This is a genomic window from Achromobacter pulmonis, from assembly GCF_902859765.1.
In the GTDB taxonomy this organism is placed as follows: Bacteria; Pseudomonadota; Gammaproteobacteria; order Burkholderiales; family Burkholderiaceae_B; genus Achromobacter; species Achromobacter pulmonis.
The window spans coordinates 204737-222569 of record NZ_CADIJV010000001.1 but is presented as its reverse complement, the minus strand read 5'-3'; the positions used below and the strand labels follow the sequence as shown (position 1 = coordinate 222569).

The 17833-nt window shown below is 65.5% G+C and carries 20 protein-coding genes and 4 tRNA genes; 12 read left to right on the top strand and 12 right to left on the bottom strand.

Features of this window, described 5'->3' with window-relative positions; translation table 11 throughout:
* Positions 1 to 64: 64 nt before the first annotated feature.
* The 6 genes from dnaK to hrcA all read right to left on the bottom strand — a co-directional run bounded on the left by dnaK (position 65) and on the right by hrcA (position 5642).
* Positions 65 to 1990, bottom strand: coding sequence for a molecular chaperone DnaK (dnaK, locus tag HV701_RS01010; RefSeq protein WP_175131285.1), 1926 nt, complete (start codon positions 1988 to 1990; stop codon positions 65 to 67).
* A gap of 81 nt (positions 1991 to 2071) precedes the next feature.
* Positions 2072 to 2476 carry a thioredoxin family protein gene (locus HV701_RS01005; protein ID WP_175131284.1) on the bottom strand — a complete coding sequence of 135 codons (405 nt, stop codon included), beginning with the start codon at positions 2474 to 2476 and terminating at the stop codon, positions 2072 to 2074.
* 14 nt (positions 2477 to 2490) lie between these two features.
* The gene (gene grpE, locus HV701_RS01000) at positions 2491 to 3048 is read right to left on the bottom strand and encodes a nucleotide exchange factor GrpE (RefSeq protein ID WP_175131283.1); all 558 of its coding nucleotides are present in this window, start codon (positions 3046 to 3048) and stop codon (positions 2491 to 2493) included.
* A 206-nt stretch (positions 3049 to 3254) separates the two neighbouring features.
* Positions 3255 to 3488, bottom strand: a complete 234-nt coding sequence (locus tag HV701_RS00995) for a hypothetical protein (RefSeq protein ID WP_175131282.1) — start codon at positions 3486 to 3488, stop codon at positions 3255 to 3257.
* 12 nt (positions 3489 to 3500) lie between these two features.
* On the bottom strand, positions 3501 to 4592 hold the full coding sequence (gene hemH, locus HV701_RS00990) for a ferrochelatase (RefSeq protein ID WP_175131281.1): 1092 nt from the start codon (positions 4590 to 4592) through the stop codon (positions 3501 to 3503).
* Positions 4593 to 4637: 45 nt separating this feature from the next.
* Positions 4638 to 5642 carry a heat-inducible transcriptional repressor HrcA gene (hrcA, locus tag HV701_RS00985; protein ID WP_006389041.1) on the bottom strand — a complete coding sequence of 335 codons (1005 nt, stop codon included), beginning with the start codon at positions 5640 to 5642 and terminating at the stop codon, positions 4638 to 4640.
* A gap of 128 nt (positions 5643 to 5770) precedes the next feature.
* On the opposite strand from hrcA, the gene HV701_RS00980 reads away from it, so the two are divergent.
* Positions 5771 to 6670 (top strand): NAD kinase, encoded by a 900-nt coding sequence (locus tag HV701_RS00980; protein ID WP_175131280.1) that lies wholly within the window; start codon positions 5771 to 5773, stop codon positions 6668 to 6670.
* 13 nt (positions 6671 to 6683) lie between these two features.
* Positions 6684 to 8345 carry a DNA repair protein RecN gene (gene recN, locus HV701_RS00975; protein WP_175131279.1) on the top strand — a complete coding sequence of 554 codons (1662 nt, stop codon included), beginning with the start codon at positions 6684 to 6686 and terminating at the stop codon, positions 8343 to 8345.
* 161 nt (positions 8346 to 8506) lie between these two features.
* Here the strand turns inward: recN and fur are convergent, their stop codons facing one another.
* Positions 8507 to 8926, bottom strand: a complete 420-nt coding sequence (gene fur, locus HV701_RS00970) for a ferric iron uptake transcriptional regulator (protein WP_006223539.1) — start codon at positions 8924 to 8926, stop codon at positions 8507 to 8509.
* Between the two features lie 157 nt (positions 8927 to 9083).
* Between fur and HV701_RS00965 the strand changes: the two genes are divergently transcribed.
* Together HV701_RS00965 and dapB are read left to right on the top strand one after the other, a co-directional pair.
* Complete coding sequence (locus HV701_RS00965) at positions 9084 to 9620, top strand: outer membrane protein assembly factor BamE (protein WP_175131278.1); 537 nt, start codon at positions 9084 to 9086, stop codon at positions 9618 to 9620.
* Positions 9621 to 9637: 17 nt separating this feature from the next.
* Positions 9638 to 10429 carry a 4-hydroxy-tetrahydrodipicolinate reductase gene (gene dapB, locus HV701_RS00960; RefSeq protein ID WP_175131277.1) on the top strand — a complete coding sequence of 264 codons (792 nt, stop codon included), beginning with the start codon at positions 9638 to 9640 and terminating at the stop codon, positions 10427 to 10429.
* 56 nt (positions 10430 to 10485) lie between these two features.
* Here dapB and murB read toward each other — a convergent pair whose 3' ends face one another.
* Positions 10486 to 11520, bottom strand: coding sequence for a UDP-N-acetylmuramate dehydrogenase (gene murB / locus HV701_RS00955; RefSeq protein WP_175131276.1), 1035 nt, complete (start codon positions 11518 to 11520; stop codon positions 10486 to 10488).
* A 292-nt stretch (positions 11521 to 11812) separates the two neighbouring features.
* On the opposite strand from murB, the gene HV701_RS00950 reads away from it, so the two are divergent.
* A tRNA-Gly gene (locus HV701_RS00950) sits at positions 11813 to 11888 on the top strand.
* A 79-nt stretch (positions 11889 to 11967) separates the two neighbouring features.
* Complete coding sequence (locus tag HV701_RS00945) at positions 11968 to 12147, top strand: immunity protein Imm33 domain-containing protein (RefSeq protein ID WP_175131275.1); 180 nt, start codon at positions 11968 to 11970, stop codon at positions 12145 to 12147.
* 9 nt (positions 12148 to 12156) lie between these two features.
* Here the strand turns inward: HV701_RS00945 and HV701_RS00940 are convergent, their stop codons facing one another.
* Together HV701_RS00940 and HV701_RS00935 are read right to left on the bottom strand one after the other, a co-directional pair.
* Complete coding sequence (locus HV701_RS00940; RefSeq protein WP_175131274.1) at positions 12157 to 12819, bottom strand: FMN-dependent NADH-azoreductase; 663 nt, start codon at positions 12817 to 12819, stop codon at positions 12157 to 12159.
* Entirely contained in the window at positions 12816 to 13262 is a 447-nt protein-coding gene (locus HV701_RS00935) for a GNAT family N-acetyltransferase (protein WP_175131273.1), read from the bottom strand. The genes HV701_RS00940 and HV701_RS00935 overlap by 4 nt, the downstream gene beginning before the upstream one ends.
* A gap of 110 nt (positions 13263 to 13372) precedes the next feature.
* Between HV701_RS00935 and pdxR the strand changes: the two genes are divergently transcribed.
* A complete protein-coding gene (gene pdxR / locus HV701_RS00930; RefSeq protein ID WP_175131272.1) occupies positions 13373 to 14788 on the top strand; it encodes a MocR-like pyridoxine biosynthesis transcription factor PdxR in 1416 nt (471 codons plus the stop codon).
* Between the two features lie 46 nt (positions 14789 to 14834).
* On the opposite strand, the gene HV701_RS00925 is transcribed toward pdxR, so the two are convergent.
* Positions 14835 to 15314, bottom strand: a complete 480-nt coding sequence (locus HV701_RS00925) for a carboxymuconolactone decarboxylase family protein (RefSeq protein ID WP_175131271.1) — start codon at positions 15312 to 15314, stop codon at positions 14835 to 14837.
* 214 nt (positions 15315 to 15528) lie between these two features.
* Here HV701_RS00925 and HV701_RS00920 point away from each other — a divergent pair.
* From HV701_RS00920 to HV701_RS00900, 5 genes are all read left to right on the top strand, one after another.
* Positions 15529 to 15604, top strand: a tRNA-Gly gene (locus HV701_RS00920).
* A 398-nt stretch (positions 15605 to 16002) separates the two neighbouring features.
* Positions 16003 to 16078, top strand: a tRNA-Gly gene (locus HV701_RS00915).
* A gap of 54 nt (positions 16079 to 16132) precedes the next feature.
* A tRNA-Cys gene (locus HV701_RS00910) sits at positions 16133 to 16206 on the top strand.
* 92 nt (positions 16207 to 16298) lie between these two features.
* The gene (locus tag HV701_RS00905) at positions 16299 to 16628 is read left to right on the top strand and encodes a hypothetical protein (protein WP_175131270.1); all 330 of its coding nucleotides are present in this window, start codon (positions 16299 to 16301) and stop codon (positions 16626 to 16628) included.
* 2 nt (positions 16629 to 16630) lie between these two features.
* Positions 16631 to 17221, top strand: coding sequence for a DUF2946 family protein (locus HV701_RS00900; RefSeq protein ID WP_175131269.1), 591 nt, complete (start codon positions 16631 to 16633; stop codon positions 17219 to 17221).
* A 99-nt stretch (positions 17222 to 17320) separates the two neighbouring features.
* Here HV701_RS00900 and HV701_RS00895 read toward each other — a convergent pair whose 3' ends face one another.
* Complete coding sequence (locus HV701_RS00895; protein WP_175131268.1) at positions 17321 to 17725, bottom strand: DoxX family protein; 405 nt, start codon at positions 17723 to 17725, stop codon at positions 17321 to 17323.
* Positions 17726 to 17833: the final 108 nt, after the last annotated feature.

The following is a 17833-nucleotide window of genomic DNA, read 5'->3' as shown; positions in this document are numbered from 1 at the left end:
GAGTTCGCCCGGTAGGCGGATTTCTCCGGCTACCGGGCGGCAGAGGCAGGTCAGCGCCCGGCCATTATTGGTCGCGCTTGACTTCCTTGAAGTCGGCGTCGACGACGTTGTCGTCCACCGGCTTCGCGTTGTCGGCGGCCTGCTGCTGGCCGGCGGCTTGCTGCGCCTGCATGTCGGCGTACATCTTTTCGCCGAGTTTCTGCGAAGCGGTCGACAAGGCTTCGACCTTGGCGTCGATGGCCGCCTTGTCGCCGTCCTTCAGCGTGTCCTCGAGCTCCTTGATGGCCGCTTCGATGCCTTCCTTCTCGGACGCCTCGAGCTTGTCGCCGTATTCGGTCAGCGACTTGCGGGTGGCGTGCACCAGCGCATCGGCCTGGTTACGGGCCTGGGCCAGCTCGGCAACGCGGTGATCTTCCTCGGCGTTGGCCTCGGCATCCTTGACCATGCGCTGGATCTCGTCTTCCGACAGACCCGAGTTGGCCTTGATGGTGATCTTGTTTTCCTTGCCGGTGCCCTTGTCCTTGGCCGACACGTGCAGGATGCCGTTGGCGTCGATGTCGAACGTGACTTCGATCTGCGGCATGCCACGCGGCGACGGCGGGATCCCTTCGAGGTTGAACTCGCCCAGGGCCTTGTTGCCCGCGGCGATTTCACGCTCACCCTGGAAGACCTTGATCGTCACGGCCGGCTGGTTGTCGTCGGCGGTCGAGAAGGTCTGCGAGAACCGGGTCGGAATGGTCGTGTTCTTCTGGATCATCTTGGTCATCACGCCGCCCAGGGTTTCGATACCCAGGGACAGGGGGGTGACGTCCAGCAGCAGCACGTCCTTGCGGTCGCCCGACAGCACGGAACCCTGGATGGCGGCGCCCGCGGCGACGGCTTCGTCGGGGTTCACATCCTTGCGCGGCTCCTTGCCGAAGAATTCCTTCACCTTTTCCTGGACCTTGGGCATGCGGGTCATGCCGCCGACCAGGATCACGTCGTCGATGTCGGAAACCTTCACGCCGGCGTCCTTGATGGCCACGCGGCAGGGCTCGATGGTGCGCTCGATCAGTTCCTCGACCAGCGCTTCCAGCTTGGCGCGCGTGATCTTCAGGTTCAGGTGCTTCGGACCCGAGGCATCAGCCGTGATGTACGGCAGGTTGATCTCGGTCTGCTGGCTCGAGGACAGCTCGATCTTGGCCTTTTCGGCGGCTTCCTTCAGGCGCTGCAAGGCCAGCACGTCCTTGGACAGGTCGACGCCCTGTTCCTTCTTGAACTCGCCGATGATGTAGTCGATGATGCGCTGGTCGAAGTCTTCGCCGCCCAGGAAGGTGTCGCCGTTGGTCGACAGCACTTCGAACTGCTTTTCGCCATCGACGTCGGCGATTTCGATGATGGACACGTCGAACGTGCCACCGCCCAGGTCATAGACGGCGATCTTGCGGTCGCCCTTTTCGGTCTTGTCCAGGCCGAAGGCCAACGCGGCCGCGGTCGGCTCGTTGATGATGCGCTTGACTTCGAGGCCGGCGATGCGGCCGGCGTCCTTGGTGGCCTGGCGCTGGCTGTCGTTGAAGTAGGCCGGCACCGTGATGACGGCTTCGGTCACTTCCTCGCCCAGGTAGTCCTCGGCGGTTTTCTTCATCTTGCGCAGCACGTCGGCCGACACTTGGGGAGGCGCCATCTTCTTGCCGCGCACTTCCACCCAGGCGTCACCGTTGTCGGCCTTGACGATGGCATAGGGCATCAGGTTGATGTCCTTCTGCACCGCCTTTTCCTCGAACTTGCGGCCGATCAGGCGCTTCACCGCGTACAGGGTGTTCTTGGGATTGGTCACCGCCTGGCGCTTGGCGGGCGCGCCCACCAGCGTTTCACCGTCGTCCATGTAGGCGACGATCGAGGGGGTGGTCCGGGCGCCTTCGGCGTTTTCAATGATCTTGACCTGACCGCCGTCCATGACAGCCACGCAGCTGTTGGTCGTGCCCAGGTCGATGCCAATAATTTTGCTCATGGTCGGGTTACCTTGGATAAATCTGTGAAATTAGAGAGAAATTTCCTGTCCCCACATAACTGGGGCTGCCTACAGGGTTTTTCAAGACACCTGGCTGGAATTTTCCGCCGGCGCTTCCTGCAGGCGCCGGACCGCCGCCGTGAACTGGGGCAATCCGGGCCAACCGGTAATGCGTCCGAGCCGCTTTCCGGCTCGGTAGAACACAAAAGTGGGGACGCCATGCAGGGAAAAGCGGCGGCCCAAGGGTTCATCGGCGTACACGTCGGCCTCGAACCAGCCAAGACCCAGGTCCAGCAGGGATTCCTGGTGCAGCAACGCCGCCTGCTTGAAGAGATTGCAGTTATAGCAATCCTGGCCCCACAGGAATACGCAGCGCAGGTCCGTCCCCGGCGCCTCGACCACGGCGGCATCGAAGCCCGCGGTGTCGACATGCCGCATGCCGAACACCGCGAAAACCTGGGCCGGGTCGAACCTGGGGTCGGTCATGGCGCGCCGTCCGTTCAGCCTTGGCCGGCGGACACCACCACCAGGGCCGGACGCAGGGTGCGGTCGGCGATGGCGTAGCCCTTCTGCAGCAGCTGGATCACCGTATTGGCGGGCTGCTCCGACGGGACCGAGGAAATCGCCTGGTGCAGGTGCGGATCGAACTTGTCACCCTGGGCCGGCGCGATTTCCTTGAGCAGGTTGCGCTCGAAGGCCGCCGCCAGCTGCTTGAGCGTGACTTCGACGCCCTCGCGCAGGGTTTCGACGGTCTGGTCGGCCTGGGCCAGCGCGGCCTCCAGGCTGTCCTTGACCGGCACCAGGCTTTCGGCGAACGACTCGATACCGAACTTGCGCGCCTTGGAGACTTCTTCCTGGGCGCGGCGGCGCACGTTCTCGGCGTCGGCGCGAATGCGCAGAAGCTGGTCCTGTTGCTCGTTGACGGTAGCCTGGGCCGCGTCCAGCTGGGCCCGCAATTCGTTCAACTCGGCCTGTGCCGCGCCCTGGGCCGCGGGGGCCGCATCGGCGTCTTCGCCGAATCCGGGCGTCTGATCTACAGGCTCGTTGGGTGCCGTCATGGGGAATCCTCCAAAAAGAATGGCTTTCGCAACCATGAATGGGGGCCAATACCCCTATTTCAAGCCCGGGAGAGCAAATATTCCCCGTCGCGGGCCACCGTTGCGGCGGGACCAAACCTACGGCCAAAAGCGCTCAACCTCCAGGAAATTCCCCTCGACCTCCGGGATCCGGGCGCAAAACGGCGCCCGTTCCGATCATCGACAGGTCACTTCTTGCCCGGCTGGGCCGGGGCCGGCGCGTCGCTGGCGGGAAAGGAGTCCTTCAGGGCCCGGTCGACCTCGGGATCATCTTCGGGTTCAGGATTGATCGCGATGGGGTCGCTGGCTGGAAAGGTCTCGGCCAGCGCCTCGTCCAGCTCGTGCTCGACCTGATCCTCGTCCACCGGGGTACTGACGTTCCCCTTTTTCACAATCTTGTCCGTCTTGGGATCATGCTGCATGCGCCCTCTCCTTCAAGTCCGTGGATGTGTGGGCCACCCCTGCAAGTGTCGTTCCACCAGGCTGGCCAACCCCGCGATCCAGGCCGGATCGTCATTCAGCGCCGGGATGTAACGGAACTGCCGGCCGCCCGCGCCGAGAAAGGCGTCGCGGCACTCCAGGCTGATCTCTTCCAGGGTTTCCAGACAGTCTGCCACAAATCCCGGACACACCACATCCACCTCGGTAACGCCCGAGGCGGCCAGCGCCTTGAGGGTCGGCTCGGTGTAGGGCTCAAGCCAGCGGGCGGTACCGAAACGGCTCTGGAAGGTCACTTCGATCTGCTCGCGCGGCAGCGACAGGCGTTGCGACAGCAGCCGCGCGGTCTCCATGCAATCGCGGTAATACGGGTCGCCCAGTTCGATGGAATAGCGCGGCAGGCCGTGGAAACTCATCACCAATCGCTGCGGCTTGCCATGTTCACGCCAATAGGCCTCGATACGGGCGGCCAGCGGATCGAGGTAGGCCGGTTCCTCATGGAAACGCTTGGTGAAGCGCATTTCCGGCTGGTCGCGCAGCCGGCCGGCGTGATGCGTCACGGCATCGACCACGGTGGCGGTGGTGCTGGCGGCATATTGCGGATACAGCGGCACGGTCAGGATGCGTTCGCACCCCTGCGCCCGCAGGCGCGAGATGGCATCGGGAATCGACGGGTTGCCGTAGCGCATACCCAACTCCACCACCGCCTCGCCCCCGGCGGCGGCCAGCGTGGCCCGCACGCCCTCGGCCTGGCGCTGGCTGTAGACCATCAGCGGCGAGCCGCCTTCGAGCCAGATGCCGGCATAGCGCGGCGCCAACTTCTTGGGGCGCAGGGTCAACACCAGGCCGTGCAGGATCGGCTTCCAGAGATAGCGCGGGATCTCGATCACACGCGGGTCCGAGAGGAATTCGCCGAGGTACTTGCGGATATCGCGCTTGGTCGGGGTATCCGGGGTACCCAGGTTCACCAGCAGCACGCCGACCTTGGCCGCCGCGCGCGGCGGCGGGTCTTCGTTGAAGGGGTCGTCCTGCTCGGTTTCGGGCAGGTAGCGTTCAGGCCAGAGATACTTGAACAGGCGAAGAAACACAAAAACTCCCCTTCCTCCGCCAGGAGGATGTCGGTTCGAATGGAACTACTGGTTGTGACTGAGGGCGTTGGACAGCAGCCGTGCCGTGATGTCCACGATAGGAATGACGCGCTCGTAGGCCATGCGGGTCGGACCGATCACGCCAAGCGTGCCGACCACCTTGCCGTCCACGCCATAGGGCGCGGTGATCACCGAGACTTCTTCCATCGGCACCAGCTGGGAATCGCCGCCGATATAGATCTGCACGCCCTGGGCGCGGCTGGAAACGTCGAGCAACTGCAGCAGATCGGTCTTCTTTTCGAACAGCGAGAACATCTTGCGCAGCCGGTCCATGTCGGAGGCGATGTCGGTGACGTCGAGCAGCTTGCGCTCGCCCGAAATGACCACGGCGTCGCCGTCCTCGGCCGCCTCGGCGCTGGCCTCGACCGCCGCCTGCATCAGGCGCGAGATGTCCTCGCGCAACTGGGCCAGTTCGGTGGACAGGGTGCGCCGCACCGCGTCGAAGGACTTGCCGGCGAAATGCACGTTGAAGAAGTTGCCGGCCTCCAGCAGCTCGGCCTCGGCATAGTCGCGCTGCACGAACAGGATGCGGTTCTGCACGTCGCCGTCGGGGGTGACGATGATCAGCAACACCCGCTTGTCGGACAGGCGGATGAATTCGATCTGGCGAAACACCTGGGCGCGCTTGGGCGTCAGCACCACGCCGGCGAACTGCGTCAGGTTCGACAGCAGCGCCGCCGCCGCATTGACCGCGCGGGTGGGCTCGGCCGCCGCCAGCATGTCGCCCATGTTATGCGGTTCGAGCTGATAGGACTGCACCGCCAGCAGGGAATCGACGAACATGCGATAGCCGCGCGGCGTCGGAATACGCCCCGCCGAAGTGTGCGGACTGTGGATCAGCCCCAATTCCTCCAGGTCCGCCATGACATTGCGGATAGTGGCGGGCGACAGATCGAAGACTTTCGATAGCGTCCGCGAGCCGACTGGTTGCCCATCGGCGATGTAGCGTTCTATCAACGCCTTCAGTAAAGCGCGTGCGCGGTCATCCATACCCCGTATTTTAGGGAATCTTTTCCAATTAAGGCGATTTTTGTCCCGCAAGCCGATATGCGGCCCCATATAATCGGCCAACGGGCCCGATTCCGGGCCGATTCCGTTTTTTGATTCGCCTCGCCACCATGCACTTTCCTATCGTCGCGCTGATCGGCAGATACCAGGACGCCGGCCTGGCCACTCCGTTGAGGGCGCTTGCGCACGCGCTCACGCAGGCCGGGCGGCAGGTGCTGGTCGACGCCGACACGGCCCGCAATACCGGCCTCACGGAATATCCGGTCGCCACCTACGAGCAGATCGGCAAGGATGCCTCGCTGGCGGTGGTCATGGGCGGTGACGGCACGGTGCTGGGCGCCGCCCGCCATCTCGCCCCCTACGGCGTGCCGGTGGTCGGCATCAACCACGGCCATCTGGGCTTCATTACCGACATCCCGGTGCAGGACGCGCACGGCGCCCTGACGCGCGTGCTGGAAGGCAACTTCCAGATCGAGGAACGCATGCTGCTGGAAGGCAGCGCCTGGCGCGGCGATCAGCAGATGTACGCGGCCTCGGCGCTGAACGATGTGGTGCTCAACCGCGCCGGGCGCGGCGGCATGATCGAAGTGCGGGTCGAACTCGACGGCGCCTTCATGTACACCCAGCGCGCCGACGGCCTGATCATCGCCACCCCCACGGGCTCGACCGCCTACGCGCTGTCGGCCAACGGTCCGATCCTGCACCCCGGCATGAACGCCATGGTGCTGGTGCCGGTGGCGCCCCAGACCCTGTCCAACCGCCCCATCGTCATTCCCGACACCGGCGTGCTGAACATGACGCTCACCGCCATGGGCCGCGTCGAGGTCGGCGCCAGCGTGCATTTCGACATGCAGACCTGGTCCGACCTGCAGCCCGGCGACCGCATCGTGGTGCAACGCGCGCCGTACACCATCCGATTCGTGCACCCGGAAGGCTACAGCTTCTTTTCCACCCTGCGCCGCAAGCTGCATTGGAACCTGATGCCGCAGGCCACCGACAACGTAGAGTAGTAAGCGCCCCGCCATGCTGCGCACCCTGCACATCCGCGACTTCGTCATCGTCGAGCAGACCGAAATCCATTTCGGCCCCGGCTTCACCGTCTTCTCCGGCGAGACCGGGGCGGGTAAATCCATCCTCATCGACGCGCTCGCCCTGGCGCTGGGCGAACGCGGCGACGTCAGCGTGCTGCGCGAAGGCGCCGCGCGCGCCGACATCACCGCCGTCTTCGACACCCCGCCGGCCCTGCGCGCCTGGCTGGCCGAACGCGAATTCGACGCCGACGAAGAACTGGCGCTGCGCCGCGTGATCGACGCGCAGGGCCGCAGCCGCGCCTACATCAACGGCACGCCCGCCACCGTCACGCAATTGCGCGAACTCGGCGACAGCCTGGTCGACATCCATGGCCAGCACGCGCACCAGAGCCTGATGCGGCCCGAGGCCCAGCGTGACCTGCTGGATGCCCACGGCGGCCACGGCGAACTGCGTCAGGCGGTGGCGCACGCCTGGAAGCAATGGCGCGGGTTGGCGCGGCAGCTGGAACTGGCCGAAAAGGACGCCGCCGGCCTGGCCGCCGAGCGTGAGCGGCTGCAATGGCAGGTCGACGAACTCGATCGCCTTGGCCTCGCGCCGGATGAATGGGATGCGCTGCAATCTGAACACACCCGCCTGTCGCACTCGCAGTCGCTGCTGGATGGCGCCACGCAGATCCTGGACGCCCTTGACGGCGAGGGAGATTCGGCCCATCACCGCCTGACCGCCGCCAACCATCGCCTCCAACAGATGCTGCGGCACGACCCCGGCCTGCAGGATATCCACGACGAACTCGAATCCGCGCGCATCGCCATTAGCGAAGCCGTATCCGACCTGAACAACTACGTCAGCCGCGTCGATCTCGATCCGCAGCGGCTGGCCGACGTCGAGGCGCGCCTGAGCGCGGTATTCGAAACCGCCCGCAAGTTCCGCGCCGAACCCGAGGCCCTGTGCGAATTGCGCGACGGCCTGCACGCCGAACTGTCGGCCCTGCAGGCGGCCGCCGATATCGACGCGTTGCGCGCCCAGGCGCAGACGGCGCAGGCGCAATACGAAGCCGTCGCCGCCAAGCTCACGACGGCGCGCCGCAAGGTCGCCAAGGATCTCGGCAAGCAAGTCACGCTGGCGATGCAGACGCTGGCCATGCAGGGCGGCAAGTTCGAACCCACACTGGCGGCGGCCGCGCCATCGGCCCATGGCACCGAGCAGGTGGAATTCCTGGTGGCCGGCCACGCCGGCACCACGCCACGACCGCTGGCCAAGGTCGCCTCGGGCGGCGAGCTGTCGCGCATCTCGCTGGCGCTGTCAGTCATCGCCAGCCGCGCGGCGCGCGTGCCCACCCTGATCTTCGATGAGGTCGACAGCGGCGTTGGCGGCGCCGTGGCCGAAGCCGTCGGCAAACTGCTGCGCGAACTGGGCGAACGCCACCAGGTGCTGTGCGTCACCCACCTGCCGCAGGTCGCGGCCTGCGGCAACAACCAGTTTCTGGTCAGCAAGACCGAATCGCGCGGCACCACGCGCTCGCGCATCGAGGAGCTGGACGACAGCGCCCGGGTCGAGGAAATCGCCCGCATGCTGGGCGGTATCAAGCTCACCGCCACCACTCGCGAACACGCGCGGGAGATGCTGGAAAGCGTCGGCCGCGCGCCCGCCTGAGGCGGGGCGCAGGCGTCATCCGTTCCCCCCACCGCCCTTGCCGGGCGCGATCTCCTGCACCGGGATTGCGTCCGGAAATAAAAAAAGCCCCTTCTTGAAGAAGGGGCTTTTGCCTTCACCGCACCGCGGCGAGCGCTGCCACGGTCCGGCGCGACGGCCGCTCAGCGGCCTTTCAGGCAGCTGCCGCAGATGCCGTACAGCACCATGGCGTGGCTTTCCAGCGCGAAACCGTTGTCCTTGGCGATCTTCTGCTGCCGCTTTTCGATATCCGGATCGGAGAATTCGACCACCTTGCCGCAATTGGTGCAGATCAGGTGATCATGGTGGTCGCCGTCGTTCAGCTCGAACACGGCCTTGCCGCTGTCGAACTGGCTACGGGCGAGGATGCCGGCCTGCTCGAACTGGGTCAGGACGCGATAGACGGTGGCCAGGCCGATTTCGACGTTTTCGCCGATCAGGGCACGATAGACGTCTTCGGCGCTGAGGTGGCGCTGGTCCGACTTACGGAAGATATCAAGAATTTTCAGGCGCGGGAAAGTCGCCTTCAAACCCATGTTTTTCAGTTCGCTTTGGTCGCTCATGGTGTAATCGCTCTCCGTCCGCGTGGGCATGGGCAAGGATACTCGGTCACCGCGAGCCGGCTCCCCCAGAATTCCTGCCGCCCCGCAGAACTATCCTTATGAAACCTTTATGATAACGGTTTTGTCTGCTTCCAAATAATAGGGGCGCGTAGTGTCCATGATTGCACGAATTCCTTCCCGCTCGCTCAAGACCGGTTTGGCCATCGCCGCCCTGGCCGTCGCCCTCGCCGGCTGCACGGGGGACAAGTGGGGCTTCCCCTACAAGGCCGGTGTCCAGCAAGGCAACTGGATCACCCAGGAGCAGGTCGCCCTGCTGCAGCCGGGCATGACGCGCGAACAGGTCCGCTTCGCCCTGGGCAGCCCCACCCTGACGAGCGTGCTGCACGCCAATCGCTGGGACTACCCCTACTACTACAAGCCCGGCTACGGTAAAGCCCAGGAACGCAAGTTCACGGTCTGGTTCGAGAACGACCGGCTGACCCGCTGGGAAGGCGACAAGCAGCCCGACCTGCAGCCCTATCAGTTGAACACTCCCAGCGCCGCCGCCGACGAAAAGGCCGACAAGCGCCTGAGCGAAGACGAAGCCCGGCTCAAGCAGGAAGAAGATCAGAAAAAGCGCGACGCCGCCGCCCCCACCAGCCCGATGAACCAGTACCCCGGCCAGCCCGGCAACGCGCCCGAGCCGCTGCGCTAACCCCAAGGACTTTCTTCATGCGTATCGCTATCGCCGGCGCCGGCGGCCGTATGGGCCAGATGCTGATCGACGCCGTCCTCAACGCCGACGGCCTGCAACTGACGGTTGCCCTCGGCCGCAAAGGTTCAGCCTCGCTGGGCCAGGACGCGGGGGCTCCGCTAGGCCAGCAGACCGGCGTCGCCATCACCGACGACCTGGCCGCGCTGGCCAACGCCGACTGCCTGATCGACTTCACCCGCCCCGAGGGTACGCTGGAACACCTGCATGCCTGCGCCCGGCTGGGCGTGAAGGCCGTCATCGGCACCACCGGCTTCGATGACAACGGCCGCGCCGCCATCGAAGTGGCCGCGCAGAAAACCGCCATCGTGTTCGCTCCCAACATGAGCGTGGGCGTGAATGCCACCCTCAAGCTGCTGGACATGGCTGCCCGCATCCTGAATTCGGGCTACGACGTCGAGATCTTCGAAGCCCACCATCGCAACAAGGTCGACGCCCCCTCGGGCACCGCGCTCAAGATGGGCGAGACCATCGCCTCGGCCTGGGACGTCGCCCTGCCCGACGTGGCCACCTGGAGCCGCCACGGCGATACCGGCGTGCGCAAGCCGGGCACCATCGGCTTCTCGGTGCTGCGCGGCGGCGATATCGTTGGCGACCACACGGTGTCATTCTGCGGCATCGGCGAACGCATCGAGATCACCCATCGCTCGGCCAGCCGCGCCACCTACGCCGAAGGCGCGGTGCGCGCGGCGCGCTTCCTGCAAGACAAGCACAATGGCCTGTACGACATGCAGGCGGTGCTGGGACTCTGATGCCGCCACGCCAAGAAAAGGACCCGCGAGGGTCCTTTTCTTGTTGGGCATCCCGCTCACACCATCACGGGTTCCGGCTCCAGCGCCACGCCGTAGCGCTCGGCGACCGAGTCCTGAATCGCGCGCGCCAGCGCCAGGATGTCGGCAGCGGTGGCGCCGCCCCGATTCACCAGCACCAGCGCCTGCCGCTCGTGCACGCCCGCCGCGCCCAGGCTGCGGCCCTTCCAGCCGCACTGGTCGATCAGCCAGCCGGCGGCCAGCTTGTAGCTGCCGTCCGGTTGCGGATACGACACCAGCCCGGGATGAAGTGCGGCAAGCGCGTCGCGCCGCGCGGCCGACACAATGGGATTTTTGAAGAAACTGCCAGCGTTGCCGGTGACCGCCGGGTCCGGCAGCTTGGCGCGCCGGATCTCGCAGACCGCCTCGAAAATGGCCCGCGCCGACGGCTCCCCCGCCAGGCCGGGATAGCGTTGCAGGTCCGGATACGACAGCACCGGCCGCCAGGGCCGCGGCAGGCGCAAGCGCACCGCCACGATCACCCAACGGCCGGGCGGCTGATGCTTGAAGACGCTATCGCGATAGGCAAAACGGCAATCCGCCGCGCTCATGTCGACATACCGGCCTGCCTGCACATCCCAGGCCGTCAGGCTATCGAAGCGGTCGGCCAGCTCGACCCCGTAGGCGCCGATGTTCTGCACCGGCGCCGCGCCGACCGTGCCCGGGATCAACGCCAGATTTTCCAGGCCATCCCACCCCTGCTTCACGCACTCGGCCACGAAACCGTGCCAGGTTTCGCCGCCGGCCGCCTCCACCAGCCATGCGCCGGCTTCTGCCCGCAGCAGGCGCACACCGCGCAAAGCCACGCGCGCCACCAGGCCCGGCACGCTCTCGGGCAGCACCACATTGCTGCCCCCGCCCAGCACCAGCAGCGGCTCGTATTGCGCGGCAAGGGCGGACAGCCCCGGCAATTGCGCCACATCCTCGAGCGTCACGCAGGCCCGGGCCGTGGCGGCCAGGCCCAGGGTATTCAGGACGGAAAGATCCCGTGTCGTGGGGATCAAGGCAGGCGTGCTGGTAGAGGAATTTGACATGGATACTACCGGGTATGCTATATTTTCTGTCTTCGCTCATATTACTTGATTGAGCTTGGCAGCCAGGTTCGCCAGGACGCCCGCAAGGGTTGGCGCGGCAACGCAAAGCTCAGCGCGATCCGCCTGTCCCGGCAACTGCCCGCGGCAAGCACGATCGAAAAAAATCATGTAGAATGCGCGCCTTCTGATCGATAACCAAGTTGATCAGGCAATCGCGAAAGCGGTTGGCAATAAGAAATGGTTTGCATCTGGCAAGCGTGGAATTTCCACCCGCCAGCCCTTGCGGACCCATGCGGGAGTAGCTCAGTTGGTAGAGCGCAACCTTGCCAAGGTTGAGGTCGCGAGTTCGAGACTCGTCTCCCGCTCCAGATTCTATGGACAGTGTTCTTACACTATCCATGTTGCAAGAAAGGGCCCGCGGGCCCTTTTTTCATTTCCGAGCCGGTCATGAACGGCTCGCTCCTGGGTCGCCCGCAGCACGGCACCATCAGCTGGTTCATCCACTGCAGCGAAGACTCGGCCGCCGAAGGCTTCTACCCGCCAATCCCCGCCGCGCACCTGGCGACGCTGCCGCCGCGGATCGTCGACTACCTGCGCCTGCCCCCCAGGCGCGAAGTTCATCATTGACGACCAGGGCTACGAAGACGCATGGATGGATGCCTGGATGGCAACCTCGGCCACGGCGTCCGTCGCGCCCGCGAAATACGCTGCTATCGCCGCCTGGGTCCGCAGCCGCGCCGCCTCCAGGGCCAGCCCGCCCATCGCAGTGCCCTCCACCGAGAAGAACGTCAGGCGCTTCAAGCCGATCGTGGCAAGCGCCGCCTTCAGGTAGGGCGTCAGGAAATCCGGCTGGCGCGCCTCGGCTCCGGAGAACAGGCCGCCGGACGACACCGCCACGAAGACCGGCCTGTCCGCCAGCACGCCCACCTTGCCTTCGCGCGTCACGCTGAACGTGCTGCGCACCCGCACCACATGATCGATCCACGCTTTCAACCCCGACGGCACCGTGTAGTTGTGCATCGGCGTGGCGATGACCACGTAGTCGGCCTCGGCCAGGGATTGGATCAGTCGATCGGACTGGCGCAGCGCGCCGCTCGGATCGCCGTCGGGGTCAGCGGGCGAACCCAACGCGCGGGCATACTCGGCATCCACGTGCGCCAGAAGATTGGCATCGATCTCGATAACATCGCGGCCGCGTTCGATATCGGCACGCGCCAAGGCATCGACGATGAACTGCGACAGCCGATGGCTTTCCGATTCCGTGCCGCGCGGGCTGCAGGTCAAACGCAGGACGCTCATGCCGCTTGCTCCCCCAGCGCCTTGCTGAAGCGCATCGCGCCGGTCAGCAACCCCTGCCGGAAGTAGAAGCGCTGCGCCAGCGCGTTGGCCAGCCCAGTATCCAGCACCAGCTTAGCGCAGCCGGCCGCGCGCGCCATCCGCTCAAGCGCCTGCAGCAGGCTGGCGCCATGACGCGTGCCGCGACTCTGTTCGGTGACGACCAGGTCGTCGACGTAGAGGAAGCGGCCGTAGATCAGGTTTTCCTGGAAGCGATAACCGGCCAGCGCGACGGGCGCATCGCCCTCCCACACCGCCAGCAGGGCGTAATGTTCGGCGCGCATGCGCGCAACGCGCTCGACGAAATCGGGCGCGCCGGCCAGGTGCGGGCGCAATTCCCGCATGACCGGAAAGCAGGCGCGCAGCGCCTCGTCGGTCTCGATAGGGCGGATGTCCGGTTGACTCATGAGGATCCTGTCTTGAAAGAAACCGCCCGCCGCAAGGGCGGGCACAAGCATGATGCTAAGGACGCCATGCCATAATTTGAAGAACCATAAATTGATCTTCTAACTAGGCCATGACGCCCGCCTCCCTCGCCAATCTGCCGCCCGCCACTTCCGACGACGATCCGCTGTACCGGCAGGTCTATGAGCGCTTCCGCGGCGCCATCGCCCAGGGCACGCTCAAGCCCGGCGACCGCATTCCATCCGCGCGCGCATTGGCCAAGGACCTGGGCGTGGCGCGCGGCACCATCGAGATGGCCTACTCGCTGCTGCACGCCGAAGGCTATGTGCAGCCGCGCGGCCAGGCCGGCACCGTGGTCACGCCCGGCCTGCAGGCCCAGGCCGCGCCGCGCCCCTCGCCGCCCCCCGCCAAGACCGACCCCGACACATGGCGCCAGCCGCCGACGCTGCTGCCGTTCCAGATGGGGCTACCGGCGCTGGATGCCTTTCCGCGCAAGATCTGGGCGCGGCTTGGCGCCCGCCACCTGCGCGCCACGCAGGCGGCCGACCTGTCCTACCCGCCCGCCGATGGCCTGCCCGCGCTGCGCAATGCGATCGCCGCGCACCTGCAGGTCGCGCGCGGCATCCACTGCACGCCGGCGCAGGTGTTCATCACGTCCGGCTATCGCGAAAGCCTGAACCTGGTGATCCAGGCGCTGCTGCAACCCGGGGACCAGGTCTGGGTGGAAGACCCAGGTTACCCCCCCACGCGAGAGCTGCTGAAGCACTCGGGCCTGGCGTCGGCGCCGGTGGAAGTCGATGCCGAGGGCATCATGGTGTCGCGGGGTATCGCGCAGGCGCCGCATGCGAGCGCCGCGATCGTGACACCCGCCCACCAAAGCCCGCTGAGCGTGACCCTGTCGTTGACGCGGCGCCAGGCGCTGCTGGAGTGGGCCGGGCGCCATCAACGCTGGATCGTCGAAGACGACTACGACGGCGAATACCGCTACGTCAGCCGGCCGCTGCCGGCGCTCAAGAGCCTGGACCGGCAAGGCCGCGTGCTATACGCGGGCACGTTCAGCAAGGTCATGTTTCCCGGCATCCGCCTCGCGTACCTGGTGGTGCCCGAGGCCCAGGTGCGGCGCTTCGAGGATGTCAACCGCGTGCTCGGCAATGGCATCCCCGGACTGACCCAGGCGCTGGTCAGCGCCTTCATGCTGGAGGGTCATTTCGCGCGCCACATCCAACGCATGCGGCGGCTCTATGCGGAACGCCGCAACGCCACTGCAGCGGGGCTGGCCAAGGTATTCGGCCCCGCCATGCCGATCGATCCGCAACCGGGCGGCATGCACCTGCTGGTGCGGATGCAGGGTCACCAGACGGATCGCCCGCTGGCGCAGCGCATGCTCGAGCACGGCATCTACGCACACGCCCTGTCGCGCTGGACGAGCGCCGCGCCATGCGGCGCCGGCCTGCTGATGAGCTTCACCAACATCGAGTCGCAGGAACGCGCCGAGCAGCTTGGCCGCCGCATCCTGGAACTGATGTAGCGACGGCGCCGCCCACGGGCGAGGCGCCGCCGCCGCTTGAATCCGCCTATTTCAACCCGGCCTTGTCCAGGCCGAACGCCTCGTCGGCGGAACCTGGCTCGGTACGGAAAGCGACGTTCAGGCGGTTCCAGCCGTTGATGCCCACCACCAGGAAGGTCAGATCCGAGATTTCCTCTTCGGACAACTGGCTACGGACCTGCTGGTACACCGCGTCCGCCACGCCGTGCGGATGCAATGTGGTGAGCGCCTCGGTCCATTCCAGCGCGGCGCGCTCGCGCGGACTGAACAGCGGGGATTCACGCCAGATCGCCACATGGTGCAGGCGCAGCTCACGCTCACCGCCGATCCTGGCCTGCTTGACGTGCATGTCCAGGCAGAAACCGCAGCCATTGATCTGCGAGGCGCGGATCGTCACGAGGTCATTGAACTCCCGGATGACAGCCTTCTTTTTCAGCGCGGCGCTAAAGTCGAGGTAATGCTTGGACAGGTCGGCGGAGACCTGGAAATAATTCAAACGCTGGGTCATGTTGCGTACACCTTTGTGGAATGGATTGCGGACGACATCGCCGCATACCCTCATGGTGCCGCCAGGAGCCCCGATGAAAAAGCGCCATGAATCGGCATTTGGCCTGGGCCATATTGCCTGGGCAACACCGCCCGGGTCGCGATGCGGGCACGCCCGCTTGCTCCGGCGTCGAATTAAGGTATACTCTCGCCTCTTCGCAGTACGCAGTATCCGCGCGGGAGTAGCTCAGTTGGTAGAGCGCAACCTTGCCAAGGTTGAGGTCGCGAGTTCGAGACTCGTCTCCCGCTCCATCCGATGTGCCGTTTTCTTGAACGCGCCGCATCGTTGGATCCGCCAGCCGGATGTCTTATTGACCGGATCGCCCGGCATCATCGGCGCCGCTTTCTTCAACGACGGATTCCCGTCGTCTCCCCTCCCCAGTTCTGCTTTGCCGCCTTGCGCCTCGATGCCCGCATCGCCATCAATGCCACGCACCTTGCCCGCGCAATCTCTCGGCCCATTGCAAGGGAATCCGGGGCCCGCGCATCGTTGCGGCGACTTTTTTGCGAGACCTGCCGACAGGCCCGCACAAGTCCTAAAAACTGTGTATAATCGCTGTCTTTGGTGGACACGGCCTCTTTCAAAAAAGCGGCTAGTTCAAAAAGCGACTAGTGGGATCTGATCCCCGGTTCATCAAACGCAGTGCCCCGCGGGAGTAGCTCAGTTGGTAGAGCGCAACCTTGCCAAGGTTGAGGTCGCGAGTTCGAGACTCGTCTCCCGCTCCAAATACAAAAAGGAAGCACCGGCCTATACCGCGCTTCCTTTTTTCTTGCAGTACTGGCGCAATGGCAGAGTGGTTATGCAGCGGATTGCAAATCCGTGTACGTCGGTTCGATTCCGGCTTGCGCCTCCAGTATCTCCCCCCCTGCATCTCGTTACCCATCCCTACGCCCGGTCAATCGATTGATTGCTAAGGTGACGCCGTTTTCATTTGACGCCGACTCCATGCACAACAATCACTCATCGCGCCGCGGCCGCCCCTCCCTGCTCGCCCTGTCCGCCGCCACATTGATGGCGCTGGCGCCCTGGGCCGCCGAAGCGGATTCCGATCGACATCACCACCGCCATGGACATGGCCGCGGCGAGTACAAAGAGAAGTACTGGGACGGTGCGTGCAAAGTCGAGCGCAAGTGGAAGCGCAACGGCGAATACACCGAAAAGCGCAAATGCCGCGATGATTACCGCTACGGCTACGCGCCGCAGCCGGTGCTGGTGCCGGCCATGCCCGCGCCCGCCATCGTCATCAATCCGCCTCCCATCATCATCCGCCCCTGAACATGGATCCTTCGGTCAAAGACGCCATCGCCCGCTGGCCCGACGTGCCCGCGGTGTTCGGCTGGCTGTCGCTGGATCCGCGCGGCCGCTGGCGCCTGCATCCACAAGGACTGGCGGCACAGGGCGGCGCAGGCGAGCCCATCACCAATCCGCAGATCCTGGGTTTCATCAACCGCAACTACGAACACGACGACGCGGGCCGCTGGTTTTTCCAGAACGGTCCGCAGCGCGTGTTCCTGCGGCTGGACGCGGCACCGTATGTGCTGCGGCTGGACGACGAAGGCCGCGCGCTGCGCACCCACACCGATGAACCGGTAACCGCGATTGCCAGTTGGTGGCTGGATGACACCGGGCAGTTGTATGCCATGACCGCGCAAGGCGGCGGCATCGTGCTGGATCGCGACCTGGCGCCGCTGATGGAGCGGCTGGCCACGCCGGACGGCAAGCCGCTGCTGGCGTCGCTGGAACAGTTGGCGCCGGCGCGCCCCCTGGATGTCACGCTGCCCGGCATCTACGGCACGGCGCCGCTGCGCCTGCTCGAGCGCGGCGCCGTGCCCCTCACGCTGGGCTTCCAGGCCAACCCTGAGGCCTAAGGCCCACCGAAGGGGCGTGGCGGGCCTTGCCTGCCCGCGGCGGCCACGCCTCGGCCGCGATGACGCCCGCTCCTGCGGACTGCGTGATGCGCGAGACGCTCAGCCGCCGCGACCGCGCTTGAGCAGCGCGTACTTGCCGTCCCCCAGCAGCGCCAGCACGGCGGCCGCCACGGCCAGGAAAATCGGGTATTCCCAACCGCCGCCCGGGTTGCTGAAACCCCAGCCATTGCCAAAATGCACCGTCGACGCCACGAACAGTTGCACCGCGGCGATCACCGCGATCCAGCGCGGCCATACGCCGAGAATCAACAGCACGCCGGCGCCGATCTCAAAGAAGGTCACCGGATACGCCAACCAGCCGGCAAAGCCGATCTTGGCGAAGAACTGCGCGGTGCCGGGCAGCGTGAACACCAGCAACTTGGTCAGGCCGTGGGCCAGGAACATCACGCCCAGCGCGAGGCGGAGCAGGAGCGCGGCATACGGCGCGGTACGGGTATCGATCATTGCATTCTCCGTGAGCGAATCGCCCAGGACGGGAAGATTCTTCATGGCCGCTATTCTTGCGATTCCAAAAACAAAGATAAACCTGCAAAATCGCAACTTATTGTTCCC